The 23097-nt window shown below is 59.4% G+C and carries 17 protein-coding genes and 1 tRNA gene; 4 read left to right on the top strand and 14 right to left on the bottom strand.

All coding sequences use genetic code 11. From position 1 onward, the window contains the following. Positions 1–4: 4 nt before the first annotated feature. Both pfkB and ptsP read right to left on the bottom strand, forming a co-directional pair. Complete coding sequence (gene pfkB / locus ACYZUD_RS27950; RefSeq protein ID WP_462021089.1) at positions 5–946, bottom strand: 1-phosphofructokinase; 942 nt, start codon at positions 944–946, stop codon at positions 5–7. Then, the gene (gene ptsP, locus ACYZUD_RS27945; RefSeq protein WP_462021088.1) at positions 946–3807 is read right to left on the bottom strand and encodes a phosphoenolpyruvate--protein phosphotransferase; all 2862 of its coding nucleotides are present in this window, start codon (positions 3805–3807) and stop codon (positions 946–948) included. Before ptsP ends, pfkB begins: the two co-directional genes overlap by 1 nt. Before the next feature lie 290 nt (positions 3808–4097). On the opposite strand from ptsP, the gene cra reads away from it, so the two are divergent. Together cra and ACYZUD_RS27935 are read left to right on the top strand one after the other, a co-directional pair. Continuing rightward, a complete protein-coding gene (gene cra / locus ACYZUD_RS27940) occupies positions 4098–5093 on the top strand; it encodes a catabolite repressor/activator (protein WP_462021087.1) in 996 nt (331 codons plus the stop codon). A 3-nt stretch (positions 5094–5096) separates the two neighbouring features. Then, a complete protein-coding gene (locus ACYZUD_RS27935) occupies positions 5097–5873 on the top strand; it encodes a TatD family hydrolase (RefSeq protein WP_462021086.1) in 777 nt (258 codons plus the stop codon). A gap of 129 nt (positions 5874–6002) precedes the next feature. Here the strand turns inward: ACYZUD_RS27935 and ACYZUD_RS27930 are convergent, their stop codons facing one another. From ACYZUD_RS27930 to ACYZUD_RS27915, 4 genes are all read right to left on the bottom strand, one after another. Beyond that, positions 6003–6707, bottom strand: coding sequence for a methyl-accepting chemotaxis protein (locus ACYZUD_RS27930; RefSeq protein WP_462025127.1), 705 nt, complete (start codon positions 6705–6707; stop codon positions 6003–6005). A 1646-nt stretch (positions 6708–8353) separates the two neighbouring features. After that, positions 8354–9190 (bottom strand): regulatory signaling modulator protein AmpE, encoded by an 837-nt coding sequence (gene ampE / locus ACYZUD_RS27925; protein ID WP_462021085.1) that lies wholly within the window; start codon positions 9188–9190, stop codon positions 8354–8356. Continuing rightward, complete coding sequence (ampD, locus tag ACYZUD_RS27920) at positions 9187–9747, bottom strand: 1,6-anhydro-N-acetylmuramyl-L-alanine amidase AmpD (protein ID WP_462021084.1); 561 nt, start codon at positions 9745–9747, stop codon at positions 9187–9189. Before ampD ends, ampE begins: the two co-directional genes overlap by 4 nt. Positions 9748–9811: 64 nt before the next feature. Beyond that, the gene (locus ACYZUD_RS27915) at positions 9812–12019 is read right to left on the bottom strand and encodes a DUF1631 domain-containing protein (RefSeq protein WP_462021083.1); all 2208 of its coding nucleotides are present in this window, start codon (positions 12017–12019) and stop codon (positions 9812–9814) included. Positions 12020–12379: 360 nt separating this feature from the next. Between ACYZUD_RS27915 and nadC the strand changes: the two genes are divergently transcribed. Further along, the gene (nadC, locus tag ACYZUD_RS27910) at positions 12380–13228 is read left to right on the top strand and encodes a carboxylating nicotinate-nucleotide diphosphorylase (protein WP_462021082.1); all 849 of its coding nucleotides are present in this window, start codon (positions 12380–12382) and stop codon (positions 13226–13228) included. 132 nt (positions 13229–13360) lie between these two features. On the opposite strand, the gene ACYZUD_RS27905 is transcribed toward nadC, so the two are convergent. Continuing rightward, complete coding sequence (locus ACYZUD_RS27905; RefSeq protein WP_462021081.1) at positions 13361–13666, bottom strand: DUF6388 family protein; 306 nt, start codon at positions 13664–13666, stop codon at positions 13361–13363. A 317-nt stretch (positions 13667–13983) separates the two neighbouring features. Here ACYZUD_RS27905 and ACYZUD_RS27900 point away from each other — a divergent pair, with 317 nt between their 5' ends. After that, entirely contained in the window at positions 13984–14652 is a 669-nt protein-coding gene (locus ACYZUD_RS27900) for a hypothetical protein (RefSeq protein ID WP_462021080.1), read from the top strand. A gap of 12 nt (positions 14653–14664) precedes the next feature. Here ACYZUD_RS27900 and ACYZUD_RS27895 read toward each other — a convergent pair. The 7 genes from ACYZUD_RS27895 to nusA form a co-directional block, all read right to left on the bottom strand. Then, positions 14665–14737, bottom strand: a tRNA-Thr gene (locus ACYZUD_RS27895). A 138-nt stretch (positions 14738–14875) separates the two neighbouring features. Further along, a complete protein-coding gene (gene pnp / locus ACYZUD_RS27890; RefSeq protein WP_462021079.1) occupies positions 14876–16981 on the bottom strand; it encodes a polyribonucleotide nucleotidyltransferase in 2106 nt (701 codons plus the stop codon). 195 nt (positions 16982–17176) lie between these two features. After that, complete coding sequence (gene rpsO, locus ACYZUD_RS27885; RefSeq protein ID WP_003176135.1) at positions 17177–17446, bottom strand: 30S ribosomal protein S15; 270 nt, start codon at positions 17444–17446, stop codon at positions 17177–17179. A 117-nt stretch (positions 17447–17563) separates the two neighbouring features. After that, on the bottom strand, positions 17564–18481 hold the full coding sequence (truB, locus tag ACYZUD_RS27880; RefSeq protein ID WP_462021078.1) for a tRNA pseudouridine(55) synthase TruB: 918 nt from the start codon (positions 18479–18481) through the stop codon (positions 17564–17566). Between the two features lie 3 nt (positions 18482–18484). Next, a complete protein-coding gene (rbfA, locus tag ACYZUD_RS27875) occupies positions 18485–18886 on the bottom strand; it encodes a 30S ribosome-binding factor RbfA (RefSeq protein ID WP_008149016.1) in 402 nt (133 codons plus the stop codon). 159 nt (positions 18887–19045) lie between these two features. Continuing rightward, positions 19046–21574, bottom strand: a complete 2529-nt coding sequence (gene infB / locus ACYZUD_RS27870; RefSeq protein WP_462021077.1) for a translation initiation factor IF-2 — start codon at positions 21572–21574, stop codon at positions 19046–19048. A gap of 27 nt (positions 21575–21601) precedes the next feature. Further along, positions 21602–23083, bottom strand: a complete 1482-nt coding sequence (gene nusA, locus ACYZUD_RS27865) for a transcription termination factor NusA (protein ID WP_007900474.1) — start codon at positions 23081–23083, stop codon at positions 21602–21604. Positions 23084–23097: the final 14 nt, after the last annotated feature.

Below are 23097 nucleotides of genomic sequence, written 5' to 3'. Positions count from 1 at the left end.
CCTCTTATTGTTCTGTCAGGGTACGCATGCGCACACCCTGTTCGAGCCGCGCCAATTGCGCGGCGTCACCCATGCCGAAACCGATCTGGGTGACCGCCATCGCGGCAATCGCCGTGGCGGTGCGCAAGGTCTGTTCAGGGGTGTCGGCGCTGAGCAAACCGTGGAGCATCCCCGCCAGCAACGAATCGCCTGCACCCACCGTGCTGACGACACTGACCTTGGGCGGCGTGGCATGCATCGCCGAGCCGACACTGAACCAGTTCACGCCATCGGCACCGTGGGAGATCACCACGTGTTCGATGCCTTGGGCATGCAAACGGCTTGCGGCTTCAGCCTGGGCGGCGACTGAAATCACTTCGCAGCCCAGCACCTCGGCCAGCTCTTCGGTGTTGGGTTTGATCAACCAAGGACCGGCCTTGAGCGCGGCCCGCAACGCTTCGCCACTGGTGTCCAGCGCAACGTTCAAACCGAGATTTTTCAAGCGCAGGACCAGCGCCCGCAACCACTCAGGACTGACACCCTGAGGCAAGCTGCCGGCAACGACGACCGCGTCATGCCCCGGTGCGATTTGGTCGAGACGATCAAGCAATGCCTGCTGCGCCGCCTCGCTGACCATCGGCCCCGGGCCGTTGATATCGGTGATGCGTCCATCGCTTTCCGCCAGTTTGATGTTGCTGCGCGTTTCACCGGCGACGCGGATAAATGCATCGGTAAAACCGCGCGTGGCGAACAACGTTTCGAACGCTTGAAGATTGTCTTCCCCGAGGAAACCGCTGACGGTGAGCTGATGCCCAAGATCCGCCAGCACCTGCGCCACGTTCACGCCTTTACCGGCTGCGTGGGTGTGCATCTCGTCGCTGCGATTGACTTGACCCGGCGCAAGTACGGGCAATTGCACCGTCAGGTCCAGCGCCGGGTTGAGGGTCAGGGTCAGGATCTTGGCCATTACAGGGCCTCCACTAATGCGCGCACTTCATTCGCGCTGCCCACGGCCAGGGCCTGTTGGGCAAGGGTTTGAGACTGGCTCAGGCTGAGTTCGCGGATGCGCGCCTTGACCTCGGCAATGCTGCGGCCCGACACGCTGAGTTCATCCACACCAAGACCGACCAGAACAGGCACTGCCAGCGGATCGGCCGCCAACTCGCCGCACACGCCGACCCATTTGCCATGGGCATGGGCCGCGCGCACGGTGATGTCGATCAATTGCAGCACCGCCGGGTGCAAGCCGTCAGCCTGAGCCGACAACGTCGGATGACCACGGTCGATGGCCAGGGTGTATTGGGTGAGGTCGTTGGTGCCGACGCTGAAGAAGTCGACTTCCTTAGCCAGCACCGGCGCCAGCAAGGCGGCCGACGGCACTTCGATCATGATCCCCAGTTGCAGGTCGGCGACCGGGATCTCCAGACGCAGGCGCTCGGTCATGTCCCGCGCCTGACGCCACTCATCGACGCTGCCGACCATGGGAAACATGATGCGCAACGGACGGTTATCGGCGGCACGCAACAAGGCGCGCAATTGCGCTTCCATGATGTGCGGACGCTGCAGGGTCAGGCGAATGCCGCGCACGCCGAGGAACGGGTTTTCTTCTTTAGCGATCGGCCAGTACGGCAGTGGTTTGTCGCCGCCGACGTCGAGGGTGCGCACCACCAGCGGCCGGCCGGCCAGGCCATCGAGAACGCGGCGGTACTCGACTTCCTGGGTCGCCTCGTCCGGCGCTTGCGAGTGGGCCATGAAAATCAGTTCGGTGCGCAGCAGACCAATGCCTTCGGCGCCCTGCTCCACTGCGCTGGTGACGCCGGCGCTTTCACCGATGTTGGCGAACACTTCCACCGCGTGGCCGTCGGTGGTCAGCGCCGGTTGATGGCGTTGTTCGGCAGCAGCTTTCAGGCGTTGCTCGCGGGTGTCGCGCTCTTCGGTGGCGCGCTGCAACGTCGCGGCATCGGCGTCCACGTGCAGGCGACCGCGTTGACCATCAATCAGCAACGGTGTGCCCGGCGCCAGCAGCAACACGGCCGGACCGGCGCCCACCAATGCAGGAATGCCGAGGGCACGGGCAACGATAGCGCTGTGAGCCGTGGCGCCGCCACGGGCGGTGAGAATACCGGCGACGCGAGCCGGGTCGAGACGCGCAACGTCGGACGGACCGACTTCGTCCATCACCAGAATGTACGGCTGATCAGGCTCGCTCGGGGTTTCGACGCCGCTCAACTGCGCCAGCACTCGACGACCGATGTCGCGCAAGTCGGCGGCGCGCTCGGCGAGCAAGGCGTCCTGCAATGATTCCTGTTGTGTGGCCGCTGCTTCAATCACCGCCATCCAGGCAGCTTCGGCGCTTTCGCCCTGCTTGAGGCGGGTCTCGACTTCATCGGTCAATTCCGGGTCGTCGAGCATTTCCTGATGGGTGATGAAGATCTCGCGAATCGCCTTGGATTTGCTGCGTTCGATCAGCCCTTCGATGTCGCGACGCACGTCCGCCAACGCTTGCTTGAGACGCTCGCGCTCGATGGCGGCGGACTCACCACGCAGCGGGTAATCGATGGTTTGCAGCACTTGAATATGCGCCGGGCCGATGGCGATGCCCGGTGCGGCGGCGATGGCCTGAACCAGACTGCCGGACGTTGGCGCAAGCAGGACTTCGGCCACCTCGGTGAGCACTTCGCGCTGTTGGCTCACGGCCGGCAACGGCTCGACTTCTTCGCCCAGGCCTTCTTCGATGGCCGCCAGCAAGGCTGGCAAAGCATCGGCGGCGATGACGGGCTCGGCGATGAATTCCAGCACCTGACCGCGACGGGCACCCAGGCTGAGCAGTTTGCTCAAGCTCTTCACCGACACGGCGCTGTCCTGTCCATCGACGATGCGCACGCGAATTTCGCCTTCAAAACTTTTCGCCAGTTGCGCGAGGATCTTCGCCGGGCGCGCGTGCAAACCGTGGGCGTTGGCCAACGCAATGCGAGCGCTCGGCCAGTCCGCCGGCAGTTCACCACCGAGGACTTCCAGCACCGCGCGGCTGCTGGTGGCGCGGCCCAGTTCATGGCCACGACCTTCAATCAGCAACGCGCAAAGGCGTTCGAGCAAGGCTTGATGTGCTTCACCGAGGCTGGCCAGACAGAACAGGCCACTCAACGGCTGACCGAGGTAACGCATCGGTTTATCCGGGGTGACGAAGGCCAGGCCCGGGCGCTTCACCGTTTGTTCGCTGTGCAGCCACCACAAGCCATCGCCCAGGGGCAGCGCGTCGACCTGTTGCAACACCGCGGAGAAACCGTTGCTGACGCAATCGGCCTGACGCAACAAGCGTGCACCGCGCCAGACCAGCTCTTCGAAATCGTCGGCCGACACACCGAGGCCGATCATCTGTGCATCCAGCGCCAGCTCTTGCGGCGCGCCTTGCAACAGTTTCAACAAGGCTTCGGCGGAACTGGCGCGGCGCAGGGCCTGGCCCAGATCAGTCTCGCCGAGGGCACGGGTCAGCAGTTGCAACAAACGCAGGTGTTCGTCGGATTTGGCTGCAATACCAATCGCCAGGTAGACGATCTGACCATCGCCCCAGTCCACGCCTTCAGGAAACTGCATCAGCCGCACGCCGGTGGAAAACACCTGATCGCGGGTTTCCGGCGTCCCGTGGGGGATGGCAATACCTTGACCGAGAAAGGTCGAGCCCTGGGCTTCACGCGCCTGCAAACCGGCGAGATAACCCTCGGCGACCAGACCATCCGCAACCAGGTGCTGGGCCAGCAAGTGCAGCGCTGCGGACTTATCCACAGCCGATTGGCCCATGGATATCTGCTCTATGGTGAGCTCGAGCATGCTTTCTCCTTTTTGGCACCTTGAGGTGCCAGGTATTGTTTTGAATGAATCAGCTTAAGCTCTTAGTCATCACTTTTGGCGGTTTCGCGGCAGAACCGGCCAAATGAACCTATAACGTAGAAAATACGCTTGCTGAAACGTTTAATCTAGAATGATTGGCACGTTACTCGATAATGTCCCATCCTTGAAGTCCAACTTGTCGGATACGTTGTGACAATAGTCGCCTGCCTGAATCGGGTAGGATTGGCGAAAATGTCGGGGCAAGCTCGAACAAACAAGGAAATCCCGAGTTGAAACTCAGTGATATCGCCCAGTTGGCCGGTGTGTCCGTTACCACCGCCAGTTATGTCATCAATGGCAAAGCCGAACAGCAACGCATCAGCAGTGCCACCGTCGAACGCGTGCGCGCGGTCGTCGAACAACATGGCTTCACACCCAATCCTCAAGCGGCCGGGCTGCGCAGTCGGCACACCCGCACCCTGGGTTTCATTCTGCCGGACCTGGAAAACCCCAGTTACGCGCGAATCGCCAAACTGCTGGAACAAGGCGCCCGCGCTCGCGGCTATCAGTTGCTGATCGCCAGCTCCGACGATGCGCCGGACAGCGAGCGGCAATTGCTGCAGCTGTTCCGTGCCCGGCGCTGCGACGCGTTGATTGTCGCCAGTTGTCTGCCCGCAGGCGATGAAAGCTATCGCCAGTTGCAAGCCAAGGGCATTCCGATCATCGCGATCGACCGGGTCATGGAGCCTGAGCATTTTTGCTCGGTCATCAGTGACGACCGTGAAGCCAGCCTGCAACTGACCCGCAGTCTGCTGGACCCGTTGCCCAAGCAGATCGCGCTGATCGGCGCACGCCCTGAACTGAGCATCAGCCAGGAGCGAGCGGCCGGGTTCAAAGAGGCATTGACCGGGTTCAAAGGCGAGATCCTGATCGAGCACGGCGAATCATTCAGCCGCGAGTGCGGCAAGCAGTTGATGGAAGAAATGCTCCAGCGTCTGGGTCATTTGCCGGATGCGCTGGTGACCACGTCCTACGTGCTGCTTCAGGGCGTCTTCGACGCGTTGCACGACTTCCCGTTGAAAACCCGTCCGCTACGCCTCGGGACATTTGGCGACACACAGTTGCTGGACTTCCTGCCGCTGCCGGTCAACGCCATGGCCCAGCAGCATCAGCTGATCGCCGACAAGGCCCTGGCGCTGGCGCTGGCCGCCATCGAGCAATCGGATTACCAGCCCGGTGTGCAGGCCATCGCGCGGACCTTCAAGCAGCGTATTCGCCAGGACTGAACCGTGGAGCTGATCGACAGCCACACTCATCTGGATTTTCCGGACTTCGACGAGGATCGCGCGGCGCTGCTGGCTGAAAGCCGCGCCCTCGGCGTGCGGCGGATGGTGGTGCTGGGGGTTTATCAGGCTAATTGGCAGCGGGTCTGGGATCTGGTGCAAAGCGATCCCGACCTGCATGCGGCGTTCGGCTTGCACCCGGTGTATCTGGATGATCATCGCCCTGAAGACCTGACGGAACTCGGTGACTGGCTGACCCGCTTGGCCGGTCATCGGCAGTTATGTGCGGTGGGCGAGATCGGTCTGGACTACTTCATCGAAACCCTCGACCGTGAACGTCAGCAATCGCTGTTCGATGCACAACTGCAACTGGCGGCGGACTTCAATCTGCCGGCGCTGATTCATGTGCGACGCAGCCATGCGGCGGTGATTGCCACGCTCAAACGGTATCGGTTGAAACGCGCGGGGATCATCCACGCCTTCGCTGGCAGCAAGGAAGAGGCCCGCGAATACATCAAGCTCGGTTTCAAACTGGGCCTGGGCGGCGCCGCGACCTGGCCGCAGGCGTTGCGCATGCACCGCGTGCTTGCCGAGCTGCCGCTTGAATCGGTGGTATTGGAAACCGACTCACCGGACATGGCGCCCGCCATGTTTCCCGGTCAACGCAACAGCCCGGCTCACTTGCCGGCGATCTGCTCGGCACTGGCCGGGATCATGGCGATCAGCCCGGAGCGATTGGCTGCCGTCAGCACCGCCAATGCCTGTGAACTGTTCAACTGGTAGTTAGCCGTTGCACACATCCCCTGTGGGAGCGAGCCTGCTCGCGATAGCGGCATAAGAGCCGACATGGATGTTGAATGTCAGTCCGCAATCGCGAGCAGGCTCGCTCCCACATTGGTTTCTGTGTGTTCTCTAGACCCGGAACGCGCTGATCAACTGCTTCAACTCCACCACCTGAGCCGACAACGCACGGCTGGCATCCTCGGTCTGGTGTGCACCTTCGGCCGTACGCTCGCCAGCGCGGTTGATCTCAACGATGTTCTGGTCGATGTCGTGCGCCACAGCGGTCTGTTGCTCCACCGCGGCGGCGATCTGCTGGTTCTGGTCGACGATCATGCCGACGGCACCGAGGATGTTTTCCAGGGCTCGCTGGACCTTTTCCGACTGCCCCACGGTGCCGTTGGCCATCTGATGGCTGATACCCATGGCCTTGACCGCCGCGCCGACGCCACCGTGGAGCTTGGCAATCATCTGCTCGATTTCTTCGGTCGATTGTTGGGTGCGCTTGGCCAGGGTCCGGACCTCATCCGCCACCACCGCAAAACCTCGGCCCTGCTCGCCCGCCCTCGCCGCCTCGATAGCCGCGTTCAGAGCCAGCAGGTTGGTCTGTTCGGCAATGCTTTTGATCACTTCCAGCACACGGCTGATGGACTGGCTGTCGCTGGCCAGTTGATTGATCACCAGCACCGATTGATCGATCTCGCTGGCCAACTGCGCAATGCTGCCCTGTTGGGACTCCACCAGTCCGCGACCGCTGATGGTCTCGTCGTTAACGCTGTGCGCACTGCTGACCGCCGCGGCGGCACTGCGCGCCACTTCAAGTGAGGTGGCCGACATCTGATTCATGGCCGTGGCGACCTGCTCGATCTGCGAACGCTGCCCCGCCACCGCGTGGTTACTCTGGGCAGAAACACTTTCGACCTGACCGGCCTGACGCTCGACTTCACTCACGGTCTGGCCGACACGCTCGATCAGGTCATGGATTTTTTTCACGGTGCCGTTGAACACCTCGCCCAACTCGCCCAGTTCATCACGGCTGTTGGCGCTGAAAGTCACCGTCATGTCGCCGGCCGCCACCTTGTCCATCACCGCGCCAAGGCGCTTGAGGGTGGTGCGGGTCGAGGCGTAGAAGCCGCCATAGAGGTAAAAGATCAACACAAACACCATCGACAGCGCCACGGCCTGCAAGACCATGTGGGTGCGGTTCTGCTCCAGTCGCTGCTGCAACTGGGTGCCGAGAAACTTCAGGGTGGCTTCGTTGAGCTGGTAGGTCTGGTCCATCAGGCCGGTGACTTGATCGTAAAAGGCCTGCCACGGCGCATCGAGCGTATCGGCCATCACCACCTGTTCTTCGAACAGTTCGCTGGCCTTTTTCAGCGACGCTTTACTGCTCTCGGCCTGGACCGCCAGGGTTTCGCGTGCCGCTTTGCTCGAGGCCAGCGCATCCTGCAACTTCAGACCGTATTCGGCCTGCAGCTTTTCGATCTGCGCCAGCAACTCATCGAAACGCGTGCTTGAAGACGAATTGAGGAACCCTTGCCCCAGCGAATAGGAGCCCATCGCCCGGCCATCACCCAACGTCTGGGTGACGGGTGGGGTAACGTTGGTGATGAGTTCGCTGAGCTGACGCATGTCGCTCTGATTGTCGCGAGTCAAACCGGCCTGGCTGGCGATGATCTGGCTGAAAATCTGTGCGTTGCCGAGCAACTTGCCGATCAGCGCACTTTTGCTTTGCAGGGAGTTTTCCGTTTGCTGGGCCTTGAACGCGGCGATCATTTCATCGCGTTTGCCATCGAAAACCGTGATCTGCTCCGGATCGGTGGTCATCGCCGCCAGCCCTTGCAGGCGGGCCAGAACACTCTGCTCTAGGGTACTGATCTGCGATTCGACATTGCCGGCCTTGCCGGATTGACCGAGGGTGACGTTGATCTGCACCAAGTTGTTCAGGGTTTCCAGATCCCGTCGCAGGGTCAGGCTGCTACCCAGCAAATCGAGGCTCTGCAGTTCGACCTGCGTGCCCTGGAATTCACGATAGGAATCGCGCACCAGATAGAAGTTGGTCACCAGCATCGGCACCAGGAACAGAACGCTGATCAGGCTGAACTTCATGCCGAAGCTCAGGCGATTCATTAGCGCGACGGCGGGATAGAGCAAGCTCTTCACTGGAAGTCTCCCTTGGATTTCTTATTTTTATTGGCAGGCGCAGGTCGACGGCAGATAGCCACTATTTAGCGCTATCTCTGTATAGCTTAAATCGGCGGGAGTTTTTGTAACTTAAGGTTAACGGGGGGGATGCCATTTCTTCAGGAAGAAGATGTCCATTGAGACGAGTGATATCCCTGTGGCGAGGGGGCTTGCCCCCGTTCGGCTGCGAAGCAGTCGCAAATCCAGACAACTCGGTCTGGCTTAACGGGCGCTGGGGCCGCTTCGCGACCCAACGGGGGCAAGCCCCCTCGCCACAGGTTGTTCGCCATAGGTTCGGATTACGGCAACACCGTCCACAACGCAAAACCGGCGTACCAGAGCACCGCCGCACGCAACAGCAACTCCCAGATCCGGTCGAGACTGTTGATGCCGTCCGGTCCGACCACCGGTGCCGGGATTTCACCCGCCACCAACCCGACTTTCTCGATCAATTGGGCGGCGCTGATGTTCCAGTTCAGCAGCTCATGCAACATGACCCGGCTGACCGCGACAAAATTGCCGACCAACGCAAAACTCGCCGCCAGCAGACGCACCGGTACCCAATCGAACGCATGACGCAGTTGTGCGGCGCGCTCGACCACGGCCGGGTTCTGCCCGTGCACTTCGGCCAGGGCCAGCAGTCGATAGCTCAGGGCTGCGACCGGCCCCAACAGGAAGTACCAGAAAATCACCGCAAAAAAGCTCTGGTAAGCCTCCCACAGCAAATGCCCTTCGACCCGTTCCAGCAGTTGCTCGCCGCTGTCGGCGCAGATATCCAGGTCACGCTGTGCCACATGCGCGGCGGCTTGCAAGTCTTCCCGGCGCCAGGCATCGCGAAACGGCCCGAGACCGGCCAGCAGATCGCCACGGCCCAGACTGTAAATCACCACCAGCAAATGCACCGGCAACGCCAGCAGCCCGTAGGCCACCGGGTCCAGCACCAGCAGCAGCAAACCCAGCAGCGCCACCGGCAACAACACCAGCACCACTAAAACCAGCCATGGGCTTTTCGCCAGACGCGGACTGGATTCAAGCTTGTGCAACTCGCGTATCCAACCGCCGTCACATTGAACCCGATGGCGCAGGGCCGAGAACTTCTCGATCCACACCGCCAGCAGCAACACCAGAAAACTCATTGTCCTTCCTCTTTTGCCAGGGCAGCGCGATAGCGTGCCCAGTCGAACGCGGGGCCCGGATCGGTCTTGCGCCCGGGTGCGATGTCGCTATGCCCGCAGATGCGCTGTGCGGTGATGGCCGTGAACGTGTTTTGCAGCTGTCGGGTCAGGGTCGTCAACGCTTGATACTGTGCATCGGTGAATGGCAGATCATCCGTACCTTCAAGCTCGATGCCCACGGAAAAATCGTTACAGGTTTCCCGCCCATCGAAACACGACACACCGGCATGCCAGGCGCGTTCAAGACAAGAGACAAACTGAGTGACAGTGCCATCACGCTCAATCAGAAAGTGCGCAGACACCCGCAGGTCAGCGATCCCTTCAAAGTAGGGATGCTCCGTGACATCCAGACGATTCTGGAAAAATTCCTGCACCTTGCCGGTGGCGAACTGCGCCGGCGGCAAGCTGATGTTGTGGATCACCAGCAGAGAAATTTCATCCGAGGGGCGCGCATTGAAGTTGGGCGAGGGGCATATGTTTACACCCTGGCACCAACCGCTCGCGGGGTCCAACTGCATACAGGTTCCTTCAACGACGACTGTGTTGGCGCCCAGTATGCCGCGATAGACCCTCGGGGCGCGATCACTTGCCGCGATTGAGACGCCGCAGGTTGCCGATCACCGACTCCAGGGCCCGGTCGAACAGCAAGGTGTCGTCCAGGGTTCGCACCGCGCCACGGCGAAACTCCAGGGCCAGCCCGGTGCGGCTGCGCTCCAGCACCTTCATTCCGGTACGGTCGACAAAAATGTACCTGCCGGTGGCTTCAATGATTGCCGCGAGCTTGCAGCGCAGGGCGTTTTCCTCGTCTTCCTGAAACTCGACCCAGCCACCCAGGCGCAACCGATCGACTTCAAGCAGACCCGCATCGTCTGCGGGCAAACGTATTGAAGTCGTCTCGACCGGCCCTTCGTCGGCAGTGCGTAAAACGACTTCCTCCAACACTGGGACCAATTCGGGAGCATCGGCACGCGGCTCAAGCGTCTGGCCCGGACGCTCGAACAGTTGAACATGCAAGCCTTCCAGCTCGCTGAAAAACTCGCCGGTGGCGAACGGATCGAACGCCGAACTGCTCAACCCGTCACGCAAAGACTTGAGCAACCCTGGCACCAACGCCAACAGGCGCAGGCTCGCATCGGACTCGTCGTGGCGTTGTACGCTCCAGACCAATTGCTCCATGGTCTGCACATCGGCGTGCCACTCGGCCGATTCATCGCCGTGCTTGAGACAGGTCAGCAGCAGTACCTGGCTCCAGGCCTCCTGGACAAACACCACCACCCGTTGCGGCAGGACTTTGCCCAGCAGGACCTGATTCAGCGCCTGTTCGACGCGCTGGCGGGCCAGTTCGGTTCTGGCGCGGCCCTCTTCGGCGTCACGGGTACGTTGCTCCAGCAATTCGCTGCGACGGCGTTCGTCGCTGGTGAACGCAAGAAAGTCCGCCAGCAGTTCGGAAAAGATCGCCGGGTCATCAACAAAATCGTTCAACAAACGCTGCACCACTTGCTCGATGCGCAGGTAGAGGCTGTCGCGCTGATGGTCATCGCACTCGCCCCAGCCCATGGCTGCGGCGGCGATTTCGTTGAGCAGGCGCCGGGCCGGGTGACTGCTGCGGCTGAAGAAGCTCTTGTCGAGTACCGCCACTTTCAGCATCGGGATCTGCAAGCGGCCGATCAGCGCCTTGAGAGAATCCGGCAGGTTGCGGTCATCAAGGATGCATTCGAAGAGCATGGCGATCAGGTTGATCACGTCCTCGTCAGCCACCCCGACCACGCGTGACTTGCCGCTTTTGACGCTGACCCGGGTCAGCAATTGTTCGAGTTGATTTCGCAGGTCGAAGTCGTCCTGAGCATTCGACGCCGGCACGTATTGCTGCAAGTGCGAGAGCAGGCGCAGCAGGTCGCGGGTGGAAATCGGCTGCGCCGGGGTACTGGCTTCCAGCGTCGGCGCAACACTGCCGCGAACGTGGAACAGTAGCTCCTGCAACGCCGCGAAGACTTCCTGCACGCTGTCGTCGATCTGCGTGCTCCCGGAGCGGGTGCCGACTTCGACGGATTCGGCATGGACACTGGCCTGCGCACGATCGATGCCGCGCCGCGCCGGGGCGGGTTTCAGGTCGGGCAATATGCCAGTAGCGATCAGCAGTTGATTGGTTTCGGTATAGAGCTGATCGGCGTCGCTGAGCACGTAGCGTTCGAACAGTTTCAGGATGATCAACTTGACCTTGATCTCTACCCCCAGGTTACGCCCGGCCTGCATGAAATACTCACAGAGCATCGCCGGACCCAGCGGGTTGTGCTGAGCCACCAGCTTCTTGCCCAGCAACATGCTGAGTCGGGCGGTCAGTTGGTCGAGGGCGAAACCGTCGCGGTTCAGCACTTTATTGACCATGGCGTCCACCGCCACGCTACGTTCCAGGTCATCACTGGACTGCGTCACCGACGCGTCGTGGGCCAATGCCTGGGGCAAGGCCTGCGTGCTGTCGAATTGGGGGAGGCTGACAAATGCTCCGACGAATTGTTCGAGAAAACCGCGCTCGATACTTTTGCGCTTGAGGCGCAAATCGCGCATGGCTTCAAAGAAGAGGTTCTGTCCGACGTCATTACGGGCACGGTCGGCCATTTCGAACAGGGTGTCATCGGCGTTATCGAACAACTCCTGCAAACCCTGCCTGAGCTGTTGAGCAGCCTTGTCTCGAACCTGAAGCAGAATCACAGGCAGGCGGGCGAGCGGCGAGGGAGTCGCCTGATCGGTAGCCGCCTTGTGCAAAGGCACTACATTCCCGTCGTTGTGCATCCAGCCCTCCTGAAACGGTGATTCTTCGGTTCCGTAAGAAAGATCGAGTGTGCAGGCCTCACAGCCGCGCTCAACGGGGAACAAAGCCCACCCGCTGTCATTCAATATTCGGGGATCCAAAGGTACGTCAAAGCTATGACGTCAAATGCAAGGCACATTATCTTGCAAAAGATGTCCCGAGTACCAGCAGACTCTGCGCCTCCCATTGAAATAGACGTTTCTCAAAGACCTTCGCTTAACGCCGATTGCTCATGCGAATCGACCAAATGCAGGTTTCAGAGCGACTGGAAGGTCTCCAACGCCTTGGGTTGCCCCGCGCCATGGCCCTATAATCGGGCCACTTTGTTTGTGGAGTCCGTTATGCCGAATCTACGTCTCGCCGATTTGACCGCCGAAATCGAAGCCAACGTGCGCCGCGCGTTGCTCGAAGACATCGGCAGCGGCGACATCACCGCGCAGCTGATCCCGGCCGAACGCCTGGCCAAAGCCACCATCATCACGCGCGACGCCGCCGTCATCGCCGGCACTGCGTGGGTCGATGCGGTTTTCCGGCAACTGGACCCGCGGGTTGCCGTGCACTGGCAGGTGCGTGACGGCGAACGGGTTAAACCCAATCAGGCGCTGTTCCACCTCGAAGGCCCGGCGCGCTCGCTGCTCACGGGCGAACGTTGTGCGCTGAATTTCCTGCAACTGCTTTCAGGCGTGGCCACCCGCGCGCAATACCTGGCGGATTTCGTTGCCGAGACCCGGGTGAAGTTGCTCGACACCCGCAAAACCCTGCCGGGGCTGCGTCTGGCGCAAAAGTACGCCGTGACCTGCGGCGGTTGCCACAACCACCGCATCGGCCTGTACGACGCCTTCCTGATCAAGGAAAACCACATCGCCGCCTGCGGTGGCATCCCTGAGGCCATCAACGCCGCGCACAAGATCGCCCCGGGCAAACCGGTGGAGATCGAAGTGGAAAGCCTGACGGAGCTGAAAGAGGCCCTGGCGGCCGGTGCCGACATCATCATGCTCGATGAGTTGAGCCTGGATGACATGCGCGAAGCGGTGCGCCTGAACGGCGGCAAGGCAAAACTGGAGGCCAGCGGCGGCATCAACGAAAGCACGTTGCTGCCGATCGCGGAAACAGGGGTGGATTATATTTCGATTGGCGCGATGACCAAGGACGTGAAGGCTGTCGACCTGTCGATGCGACTGAGCCTCTGATCGAGAAAACGCCCGTGCCAAATGTGGGGTGGGAGCGAGCCTGCTCGCGAAAGGGGTGGCCAGGCGACAATTACGTCGACTGACATGGCCTCTTCGCGAGCAGGTCGGATCGCCGCATCGTCGCTCCACAGGTCAGACCACCAGATTATTCATCTCGCAGTACTCTTCCCACTCGACGCCCAAAACCTCGGCCGCCTCCTTGTGCAGTACCAGGCGCGCAGCTTCGAACTCTTCAGGGGTCGAGGTGTACTTGAGCGTCAGCTCCCATGGCTGCAAGCCCTGGGATTCAGCCTCATCCTCGAACGCCCACTGAACCTGGTCCTTCTGATCGTCGGCGGGCAAGTCCTTGATCTCTTCGGCTAGCTGGGGCGACTCAAGCAGGTATTTTTTAAGCGCTTCTTCGTGTCTGGCTTCTTGACTCAATTCTTTAACGGTCATGTCGTTCTCGCTGATCTGGGGAATGGAAGATGGATCTGGATCATCAAGGATCTCTCTGACGCAGAAAAACCGTTTGAAGCCCGGTTTGTCTGGCCTTCAGAACCATTCGTGGATCATTTGAAAACTGCAGGGTGGTGCTTATGCAAGGTCCGAATATAGGACGTTTGAACGACGATTTATATGGACTTTTACATCAAATCTACAAAAAAACTGTCGATCAGGTTTTCTGAAAATATTCCCTCGCCATTCAGGAACAACCCTCAAAAGGCAAAGTCATAGCGATGTGCCATCTAGGCACTTCACAAGGATCTCAGGTGATGCGCATTTTCTCGAAACTTCCGTCTACCCTGTTTGCAACCGGCATGGCCGCCCTTCTGCTTGGCAACCTGGCACTGGCCAATACGGCTCAAGCCAGTCTGGAATTCACCTCCGACAACCCTTCTTACTCTGACAAATTCCTCGTCTTCCACAACCTGTACGGTAAAGACGTCATGGTCAGGAGCAATATCAGTATTGAGGGGGTGGAAACACTGCTGCGCACCGTTAAAACCAACACAGATGACATCAAAGAACTACAGGAAAACCTCAAAGAGCAGGCGCGCTTCATTGAAGAACTCAAGCGCAACAACGGAACGAGTTCCAGTTCGAGTGCCAGTGAAATAGCCAACCTCAAACAGACTGCCAGCGGACAGGACAAAGACCTGAAAGAGCTCACCAAGCAATTAGAGGAGCTCAAACGCAACAGTGGTTCGAATTCCAGTTCCAACTCCAGCGAAGTGGCTAACCTCAAGCGTACCGTCAGTGAACAGGAAACCGGCCTGAAGAATCTCGCCAGCCAGATAGACGATCTCAAACGTAGCGCCGGATCAAGTTCCAGTTCGAGCTCGAGTGAGCTGTCCAGCCTCAAGCGGGACGTCAGCAATCAGGACAGTCAACTGGATCAGCTGAAACGCACCGTGGATGATCTGAGGAGCAAGGTGAAATAACGGAGTAATTTTTGCCCGAGACAGGAATCGAACCTGCGACCTTCGCGTTACGAGTGCGCTGCTCTACCGACTGAGCTACACGGGCGGTGAGCTAAACCTAGCACCGGGATTGAGGACGGGCAAATCCACAAACCGTTTCCACTTTTCGCAGACAAAAAAATGCCCCGCAGCTTTCACTGCCGGGCATTTTTTATAACGTTGAAGCGGTCAGGCGTGGGGGTAATTAAACGCCCGAAGCCTTGGCAGCTGCCACGTCTTTGATGGACAGCTTGATACGGCCGCGGTTGTCCACGTCCAGTACCAGAACTTCCACTTCCTGGCCTTCTTTCAGGATGTCGGTCACTTTCTCAACGCGAGCGTCGCTCAGCATCGAGATGTGAACCAGACCGTCCTTGCCCGGCAGGATGTTGACGAATGCGCCGAAGTCGACGATGCGTTCAACTTTACCCACGTAGATCTTGCCGATTTCAGCTTCAGCGGTGATGCCCAGAACGCGCTGACGTGCAGCTTCAGCCGCTTCCTTGGTTTCGCCGAAGATCTTGATCGAGCCGTCGTCTTCGATGTCGATCGAAGCCTTGGTCTCTTCACAGATCGCACGAATGGTCGCGCCGCCTTTACCGATGACATCACGGATTTTGTCGGTGTCGATTTTCATCGCGATCATGGTCGGAGCGTTTTCCGACAGTTCGGTACGCGACTGGCCAATGATCTGGTTCATCTGACCGAGGATGTTCAGGCGCGCTTCGAGGGCTTGGCCCAGAGCGATCTCCATGATTTCTTCGGTGATGCCTTTGATCTTGATGTCCATCTGCAGCGCGGTAACACCTTTGGCGGTACCGGCTACCTTGAAGTCCATGTCGCCCAGGTGGTCTTCGTCACCCAGGATGTCGGTCAGGACGGCGAATTTCTCGCCCTCTTTAACCAGGCCCATGGCGATACCGGCAACCGGTGCCTTCATCGGAACGCCGGCATCCATCAGAGCCAGGGAAGCGCCGCAGACCGAAGCCATGGAGCTCGAACCGTTGGACTCGGTGATTTCCGACACCACACGGATGGTGTACGGGAACACGTCGGCAGCAGGCAGCATGGCCTGAACCGAACGACGGGCCAGACGGCCGTGACCGATTTCGCGACGACCAGCGCCACCCATGCGACCACACTCACCAACCGAGAACGGAGGGAAGTTGTAGTGCAGCATGAACGGGTCTTTTTTCTCGCCTTCCAGGGTGTCCAGCAGTTGTGCGTCACGGGCAGTACCCAGTGTTGCAACTACCAGGGCCTGGGTTTCGCCACGGGTGAACAGCGCCGAACCGTGGGTCTTTGGCAGAACGCCGACTTCGATGTTCAAAGGACGTACGGTCTTGGTGTCGCGGCCGTCGATACGTGGCTTGCCGTTTACGATGTTTTCGCGAACGGTGCGGTATTCGATTTCGCCGAAAGCAGCTTTGACTTCAGCGGAAGTCGGCTGACCTTCTTCACCGGACAGTTTCGCAACTACCTGATCTTTCAGCTCGCCCAGACGTGCATAACGGTCGGCTTTGACGGTGATGGTGTAAGCCTGGGAGATCGACTCGCCGAACTCGGCGCGAATAGCACCCAGCAGAGCGGTAGCTTCTGGCTGTGGAGCCCAGGTCCAGGTTGGTTTGGCAGCTTCAGCGGCCAGTTCTTTGACGGCGTTGATCACAACCTGGAACTCGTCGTGAGCAAACAGTACCGCGCCCAGCATTTGGTCTTCGGTCAGCTCTTTGGCTTCCGATTCAACCATCAGAACGGCTTCCGAAGTACCGGCAACGACCATGTCCAGGCTCGATGCTTTCAGTTGTTCGTAAGTCGGGTTCAGCAGGTAGCCGGTGCTTTCGTGGAACGCAACGCGGGCAGCGCCGATCGGGCCATCGAAAGGAATGCCGGAGATGGCCAGCGCAGCCGAGGTACCGATCATTGCAGCGATGTCCGGATCGGTCTTCTTGCTGGTGGAAACGACGGTGCAGACGACCTGCACTTCGTTCATGAAACCTTCTGGGAACAGCGGACGGATCGGACGGTCGATCAGTCGGGAAGTCAGGGTCTCTTTCTCGGAAGGACGGCCTTCACGCTTGAAGAAACCGCCAGGGATCTTACCGGCAGCGTAAGTCTTTTCCTGATAGTGAACAGACAGAGGGAAGAAGCCCTTGCCTGGATCGGCTTGTTTGGCACCGACTACGGTCACCAATACGCTGACGTCGTCGTCAACGGTGACCAATACTGCGCCGGAGGCCTGACGGGCGATACGGCCAGTCTCGAGGGTAACGGTCGACTGACCGAACTGGAATTTTTTGATTACCGGGTTCACGGTGTCCTACCTTCTTTTGTGGCTCTTGGGGAACTTGTCTTCTTGCGAAATTCTTGGGCAATGTCGGGAATCGGCCCAACGCCTGTCCAGGGTAAAACGTGTATCCAGATAAAACTTGAGGCTGGGAGCCTGCCATCCGTCAGTGGAAGACCCACTGACGGACGACAGACAACCAACCTCTAGCGCAATCGCTTATTAGCGACGCAGACCCAGGCGACCGATCAGAGCCTGGTAACGGCCCAGATCCTTGCCTTTCAGGTAGTCCAGCAGCTTACGACGCTGGTTTACCATGCGGATCAGACCACGACGGGAGTGGTGATCTTTACCGTTGGCCTTGAAGTGACCTTGCAGCTTGTTGATGTTGTGGGTCAGCAGTGCAACTTGCACTTCTGGCGAACCAGTGTCACCAACAGCTTGCTGGTAGTCAGCTACGATTTGAGCTTTTTCTTGAACGTCGAGAGCCATGAGGCAATCCTTTTATCAGGAAGCTGTTTCAAGGAAACAGCTTCAACAGGCCAGGGACAAATCCCTGTATCTAAAAATGAGTAGTGACCGTGCCTGTTAACAGCCACCCTCGTCCGGTCATTCTGACCGAATCAGTCGACGCGGCGCGATGCGCCCGTCTTCGCTCACTTCACCGATACCGATGAAGCGACCGTTGTGATCCTGTACCCGTACCATGCCGAACTTCGGTGCATCCGGGGCGCGTACCGGTTGGCCGTTAAGCCAGTAGAACGAGCTGTGCTCCGAGAACTGCAACAGTGGCCAATCCAGCAGGCCGCTGTCCGATGGCATCAGGAAGCGGTCGACCGCTTCGTTGCCGCCTTCGGCATGTACCGCTTCCAACTCTTCAAGCGTGACGGTCTGCGCCAGCGTGAAAGGCCCGGCCTGGGTACGTCGCAGTTCAGCCACGTAAGCGCCACAACCGAGTTGCTCACCGATATCCTCCACCAGGGTGCGGATATAGGTGCCTTTGCTGCAATCCACCGCAAGCCGCGCAGTATCACCTTCAAAGGCCAGCAATTCCAAGCGCGCAATAGTAACAGAACGCGGTTCGCGCTCCACTACTTCGCCTGCACGCGCCAGCTTGTACAGCGGCTGGCCATGACGCTTGAGCGCCGAGTACATCGGCGGTATCTGACTGATTTGCCCACGAAATTTCGGCAGTACCACCTCGACATCGGAGCGACCAACGGTCACCGGGCGCTCCTGCAAAACTTCACCTTCGGCATCCGCCGTGGTGGTGGTTTTGCCCAGTTGCGCCAGGGTTTCGTAACCCTTGTCGGAATCGAGCAGGTACTGCGAGAACTTGGTGGCCTCACCGAAGCACAACGGCAGCACGCCGGTGGCCAGCGGATCGAGACTGCCGGTGTGTCCGGCCTTCTCGGCGTTCAGCAACCAGCGGACCTTCTGCAACGCCGCGTTGGAGGTGAAGCCCAGCGGCTTGTCGAGCAGGATGATGCCGCTGACGTTACGACGGATACGTTTGACCTGAGCCACCGATTACTCCTTGGTGTCTTCGGCTTCAGCCGCAACCGGGTGCTGATTGTCTTCAGCCACCGCGCGCTCGATCAGGGCCGACAGGTGCGCGCCACGCACGACGCTTTCGTCGTAGTGGAAGTGCAGCTGTGGAACGCTACGCAACTTCATTTCGCGAGCCAACTGCATGCGCAGGAAACCGGCGGCGGAGTTGAGCACCTTGATGCTTTGCGCGATGTCTTCGGCGTTGTCCTGGCCCATCACGGTGATGAAGATCTTGGCGTGACCGACGTCACGGCTGACTTCCACAGCGGTAATGGTGACCAGGCCTACGCGCGGGTCTTTGACTTCACGACGGATCAGCTGTGCCAGCTCACGCTGCATCTGATCGCCGATACGTTGGGTACGGCTGTATTCTTTTGCCATGTCTTGTTACCTGTTACTGCCTCACGGTGAAACCCGTGGGGTCTGAAAGCGGCAAACGCCCGGCCTGACAAAAGCCAGACCGGGCGTTGCGTTTAGAGTCCTGACGCTGTGCCGCGCACTTGCATGCGACGGCTCGGCGTGGCCCTTGAAGTGCGCGAGTTAGAGGCTGCGAGCAACCTGAACCTTCTCGAAGACTTCGATCTTGTCACCGACTTTGACGTCGTTGTAGCTCTTAACGCCGATACCGCATTCCATGCCAGCACGCACTTCGGAAGCGTCATCCTTGAAGCGGCGCAGGGATTCCAGCTCGCCTTCGAAGATAACGATGTCTTCACGCAGTACGCGGATTGGACGGTTACGGTGAACAACACCTTCGATAACCATGCAACCGGCGATCGCGCCAAACTTCGGCGAACGGAACACGTCACGCACTTCAGCGGTACCCAGGATGTTCTCGCGAACATCGCTGCCCAGCATACCGGTGAGGGCTTTCTTGACGTCTTCGATGATGTCGTAGATCACGTTGTAGTAACGCATATCCAGACCTTCCTGCTCGACGATCTTGCGAGCGCCAGCATCGGCACGCACGTTGAAGCCGAACAGTACAGCGTTGGAGGCCAGTGCCAGGTTGGCGTCGGATTCGGTGATACCACCGACACCGCCACCGACAACACGCACTTGCACTTCGTCGTTACCCAGGCCGTTCAAGGCACCGTTCAACGCTTCCAGCGAACCACGGACGTCGGATTTGAGGACGATGTTGAGCGTCTTCTTCTCTTCCTGGCCCATGTTCTCGAAGATGTTTTCAAGCTTGCCGGCGTGAGCACGGGCCAGCTTGACTTCGCGGAACTTGCCTTGACGGAACAGAGCCACTTCACGGGCTTTCTTCTCGTCGGCAACCACGCTCATCTCGTCGCCAGCGTCCGGGGTACCGTCCAGGCCGAGGATCTCGACAGGGATGGAAGGACCCGCTTCCTTGATTGGCTTGCCGTTCTCGTCGAGCATGGCGCGAACGCGGCCATAGTTCGAACCGACCAGCACCATGTCGCCTTGGCGCAGGGTACCGTCTTGAACCAGAACGGTAGCAACCGGGCCACGACCTTTGTCGAGACGCGATTCAACCACAACGCCACGGCCTGGAGCCGAAGGAGTCGCTTTCAGTTCCAGAACTTCAGCTTGCAGCAGAACAGCTTCAAGCAACTCGTCCACGCCAGTACCGACTTTCGCCGAAACCGATACGAACGGGGTGTCGCCGCCCCACTCTTCCGACGTCACGCCGTGAACCGACAGTTCGCTACGGATGCGATCGAGATCAGCGCCCGGCTTGTCGATTTTGTTCACGGCAACAACCAGCGGAACACCGGCAGCCTTGGCGTGCTGGACCGCTTCAATGGTCTGCGGCATTACGCCATCGTCCGCTGCAACGACCAGGATCACGATGTCAGTTGCCTTGGCACCACGAGCACGCATTGCGGTAAACGCAGCGTGACCCGGGGTGTCGAGGAAGGTGACCATGCCGCGATCAGTTTCAACGTGGTACGCACCGATGTGCTGGGTGATACCGCCGGCTTCGCCTGCAGCTACCTTGGCACGACGGATGTAGTCGAGCAGCGATGTCTTACCGTGGTCAACGTGGCCCATTACGGTCACAACCGGTGCACGGGAGAACGCTTCACCTTCAAACTTCAGGGACTCGGCCAGGGAATCTTCCAGGGCGGTGTCGCTGACCAGGGTCACTTTGTGGCCCAGCTCTTCGGCAACCAGTTGGGCAGTTTCCTGATCCAGTACCTGGTTGATGGTCGCTGGGGTACCCAGTTTGAACATGAACTTGATGATTTCAGCAGCCTTGACCGACATCTGCTGGGCGAGATCGCCAACAGTGATGGTCTCGCCGATCTTCACTTCGCGCACTACAGGGCCGGTTGGGCTCTGGAAACCGTGAGCGTTGCGTTTCTTCAGCTTGGCCTTGCCGCGACCACCACGACGGAAGCCATCGCTTTCTTCGTCGGTAGTACGTGGAGCAACGCGTGGAGCAGGCGCTTTTTCCTTGACCGAAGCACGATGCGGAGCGTTTTTGCGCTCACCATCGCCACTGCCACGACGATTATTATCGTCGGCACGTGGTTTGTCCGGACGGCGCTGTTCGTTCTGCTTGTTGCGAACGTCTGCAGACGGCGCTGGAGCAGCAGCCACGACCGGTGCGCTTTCGCGTACAGGTTCGGCAACTGCAGCCGGCGCTGCGACAGCATCGTTGGAAGCGGTTTGCGCAGCAGCAGGCTGGCGACGCGCTTCTTCTTCGGCGCGACGCTTGGCTTCTTCTTCAGCCTTCTGACGAGCAGCATTTTCTACTGCGCGACGTTCTTCCAGTTCGCGTTTGCGCTCGGCTTCGATTTCTTCCGGGCTGCGCTGTACGAAAACTTTCTTTTTACGTACTTCAACGCTGATGCTTTTGCTGCCAGCAACACGCAGGGTACTGGTGGTTTTGCGCTGCAATGTAATCTTGCGCGGTTCTTCCACTTTCGCCTTGTGGCTGCTCTTCAAGTGAGTCAGCAAAGACTGCTTCTCACTATCGCTCACACCTTCGTCGGCGGCGGTGTGCGGCAGACCTGCCTCACGCATCTGCTGCAACAGGCGCTCTACCGGTGTTTTGACCTCATCGGCCAGTTGTTTCACCGTGACTTGCGTCATGCACTTCTCTCCTCAGGCCGCGCCTAATTACTCGAACCAGTGGGCTCGGGCGGCCATGATCAACTTGCCGGCACGATCATCGTCAATGCCGTCGATGTCGAGCAGGTCGTCAATAGACTGCTCGGCCAGGTCTTCGCGGGTAATTACGCCGCGCACCGCCAGTTCCATCGCCAAATCCTTGTCCATACCCTCAAGTGAGAGCAGGTCTTCGGCCGGATGGGCGTCTGCCAGCTTTTCCTCAGTAGCGATGGCTTTGGTCAACAAACGATCCTTGGCGCGAGCACGAAGCTCGTTGACGGTTTCTTCGTCAAAGCCGTCGATGTTGAGCATTTCTTCCAACGGTACGTAGGCAATCTCTTCCAGGCTGGTGAAGCCTTCATCTACCAGCACCTGTGCCAGGTCTTCGTCGACTTCCAGCTCGTCGATGAAGTTGCGCAGGATGTCGCCGGTTTCTGCTTGCTGCTTAGCCTGGATGTCCGATTCGGTCATCACGTTCAGGGTCCAGCCGGTCAACTGGCTGGCCAGACGCACGTTCTGACCACCGCGACCGATGGCCTGAGCCAGATTGTCTGCGCCAACGGCGATGTCCATTGCATGGGCATCTTCGTCAACGATAATTGCCGCCACTTCAGCTGGCGACATTGCATTGATCACGAACTGAGCCGGGTTGTCGTCCCACAGGACGATGTCCACGCGCTCACCGCCCAACTCACCCGACACTGCCTGGACGCGCGAACCGCGCATACCGATGCAAGCGCCTTGCGGGTCAATGCGTTTGTCCTTGGAGCGAACCGCGATCTTGGCACGCGAACCCGGGTCACGGGAGGCAGCCATTACTTCGATCAGGCCTTCAGCGATTTCCGGCACTTCGATGCGGAACAACTCGATCAGCATTTCCGGCGCGGTACGCGACAGGATCAGCTGCGGGCCGCGGTTCTCGGTGCGGATTTCCTTGAGCAGCGCACGCAGACGCACGCCAACCCGGAAGGTTTCGCGAGAGATGATGTCTTCACGAGCCAGCAACGCTTCAGCGTTGTTGCCCAGGTCGACGATCACGTTGTCACGGGTCACTTTCTTCACGGTGCCGGAGATGATTTCCCCAAGGCGCTCGCGATAGGCATCAACGACTTGAGCGCGCTCGGCTTCGCGAACTTTCTGCACGATAACTTGCTTGGCAGTCTGTGCAGCGATGCGGCCAAACTCGATGGATTCGATCTTTTCTTCGACTACATCACCCACCTTGGCGCCAGGATGCGTTTCTGCAACCTTGCTCGGCCAGGTTTCGATGGCCGGATCATCCAGGTCTGCTTCTTCAACAACCGTCCAGCGACGGAATGTCTCGTAAGCACCGGTGTGGCGATTGATTTCCACACGCAGATCGACTTCGTCCTCGAAACGCTTTTTGGTAGCAGTGGCCAGAGCCAGCTCCAGCGCTTCAAAAATTACGTTTGCCGGTACGCCCTTTTCATTGGATACCGACTCAACAACCAGCAGTACTTCTTTGCTCATCGTACGCCTCGCCT

The sequence above is a fragment of the Pseudomonas sp. XS1P51 genome, assembly GCF_054897845.1.
The sequence above is the reverse complement of the archived record's forward strand: the minus strand, read 5'-3'. Positions and strand labels throughout refer to the sequence as shown.

What these genes read in the sequence shown, in the direction of transcription:
- pfkB (WP_462021089.1), bottom strand. Translation starts at nt 946, where the DNA reads ATGGCCAAGATCCTGACCCTGACCCTCAACCCGGCGCTGGACCTGACG.
- ptsP (WP_462021088.1), bottom strand. Translation starts at nt 3,807, where the DNA reads ATGCTCGAGCTCACCATAGAGCAGATATCCATGGGCCAATCGGCTGTG.
- ACYZUD_RS27930 (WP_462025127.1), bottom strand. Translation starts at nt 6,707, where the DNA reads ATGTCGGCCACCTCACTTGAAGTGGCGCGCAGTGCCGCCGCGGCGGTC.
- ampE (WP_462021085.1), bottom strand. Translation starts at nt 9,190, where the DNA reads ATGAGTTTTCTGGTGTTGCTGCTGGCGGTGTGGATCGAGAAGTTCTCG.
- ampD (WP_462021084.1), bottom strand. Translation starts at nt 9,747, where the DNA reads ATGCAGTTGGACCCCGCGAGCGGTTGGTGCCAGGGTGTAAACATATGC.
- ACYZUD_RS27915 (WP_462021083.1), bottom strand. Translation starts at nt 12,019, where the DNA reads ATGCACAACGACGGGAATGTAGTGCCTTTGCACAAGGCGGCTACCGAT.
- nadC (WP_462021082.1), top strand. Translation starts at nt 12,380, where the DNA reads ATGCCGAATCTACGTCTCGCCGATTTGACCGCCGAAATCGAAGCCAAC.
- ACYZUD_RS27905 (WP_462021081.1), bottom strand. Translation starts at nt 13,666, where the DNA reads ATGACCGTTAAAGAATTGAGTCAAGAAGCCAGACACGAAGAAGCGCTT.
- ACYZUD_RS27900 (WP_462021080.1), top strand. Translation starts at nt 13,984, where the DNA reads ATGCGCATTTTCTCGAAACTTCCGTCTACCCTGTTTGCAACCGGCATG.
- rpsO (WP_003176135.1), bottom strand. Translation starts at nt 17,446, where the DNA reads ATGGCTCTCGACGTTCAAGAAAAAGCTCAAATCGTAGCTGACTACCAG.
- rbfA (WP_008149016.1), bottom strand. Translation starts at nt 18,886, where the DNA reads ATGGCAAAAGAATACAGCCGTACCCAACGTATCGGCGATCAGATGCAG.
- infB (WP_462021077.1), bottom strand. Translation starts at nt 21,574, where the DNA reads ATGACGCAAGTCACGGTGAAACAACTGGCCGATGAGGTCAAAACACCG.
- nusA (WP_007900474.1), bottom strand. Translation starts at nt 23,083, where the DNA reads ATGAGCAAAGAAGTACTGCTGGTTGTTGAGTCGGTATCCAATGAAAAG.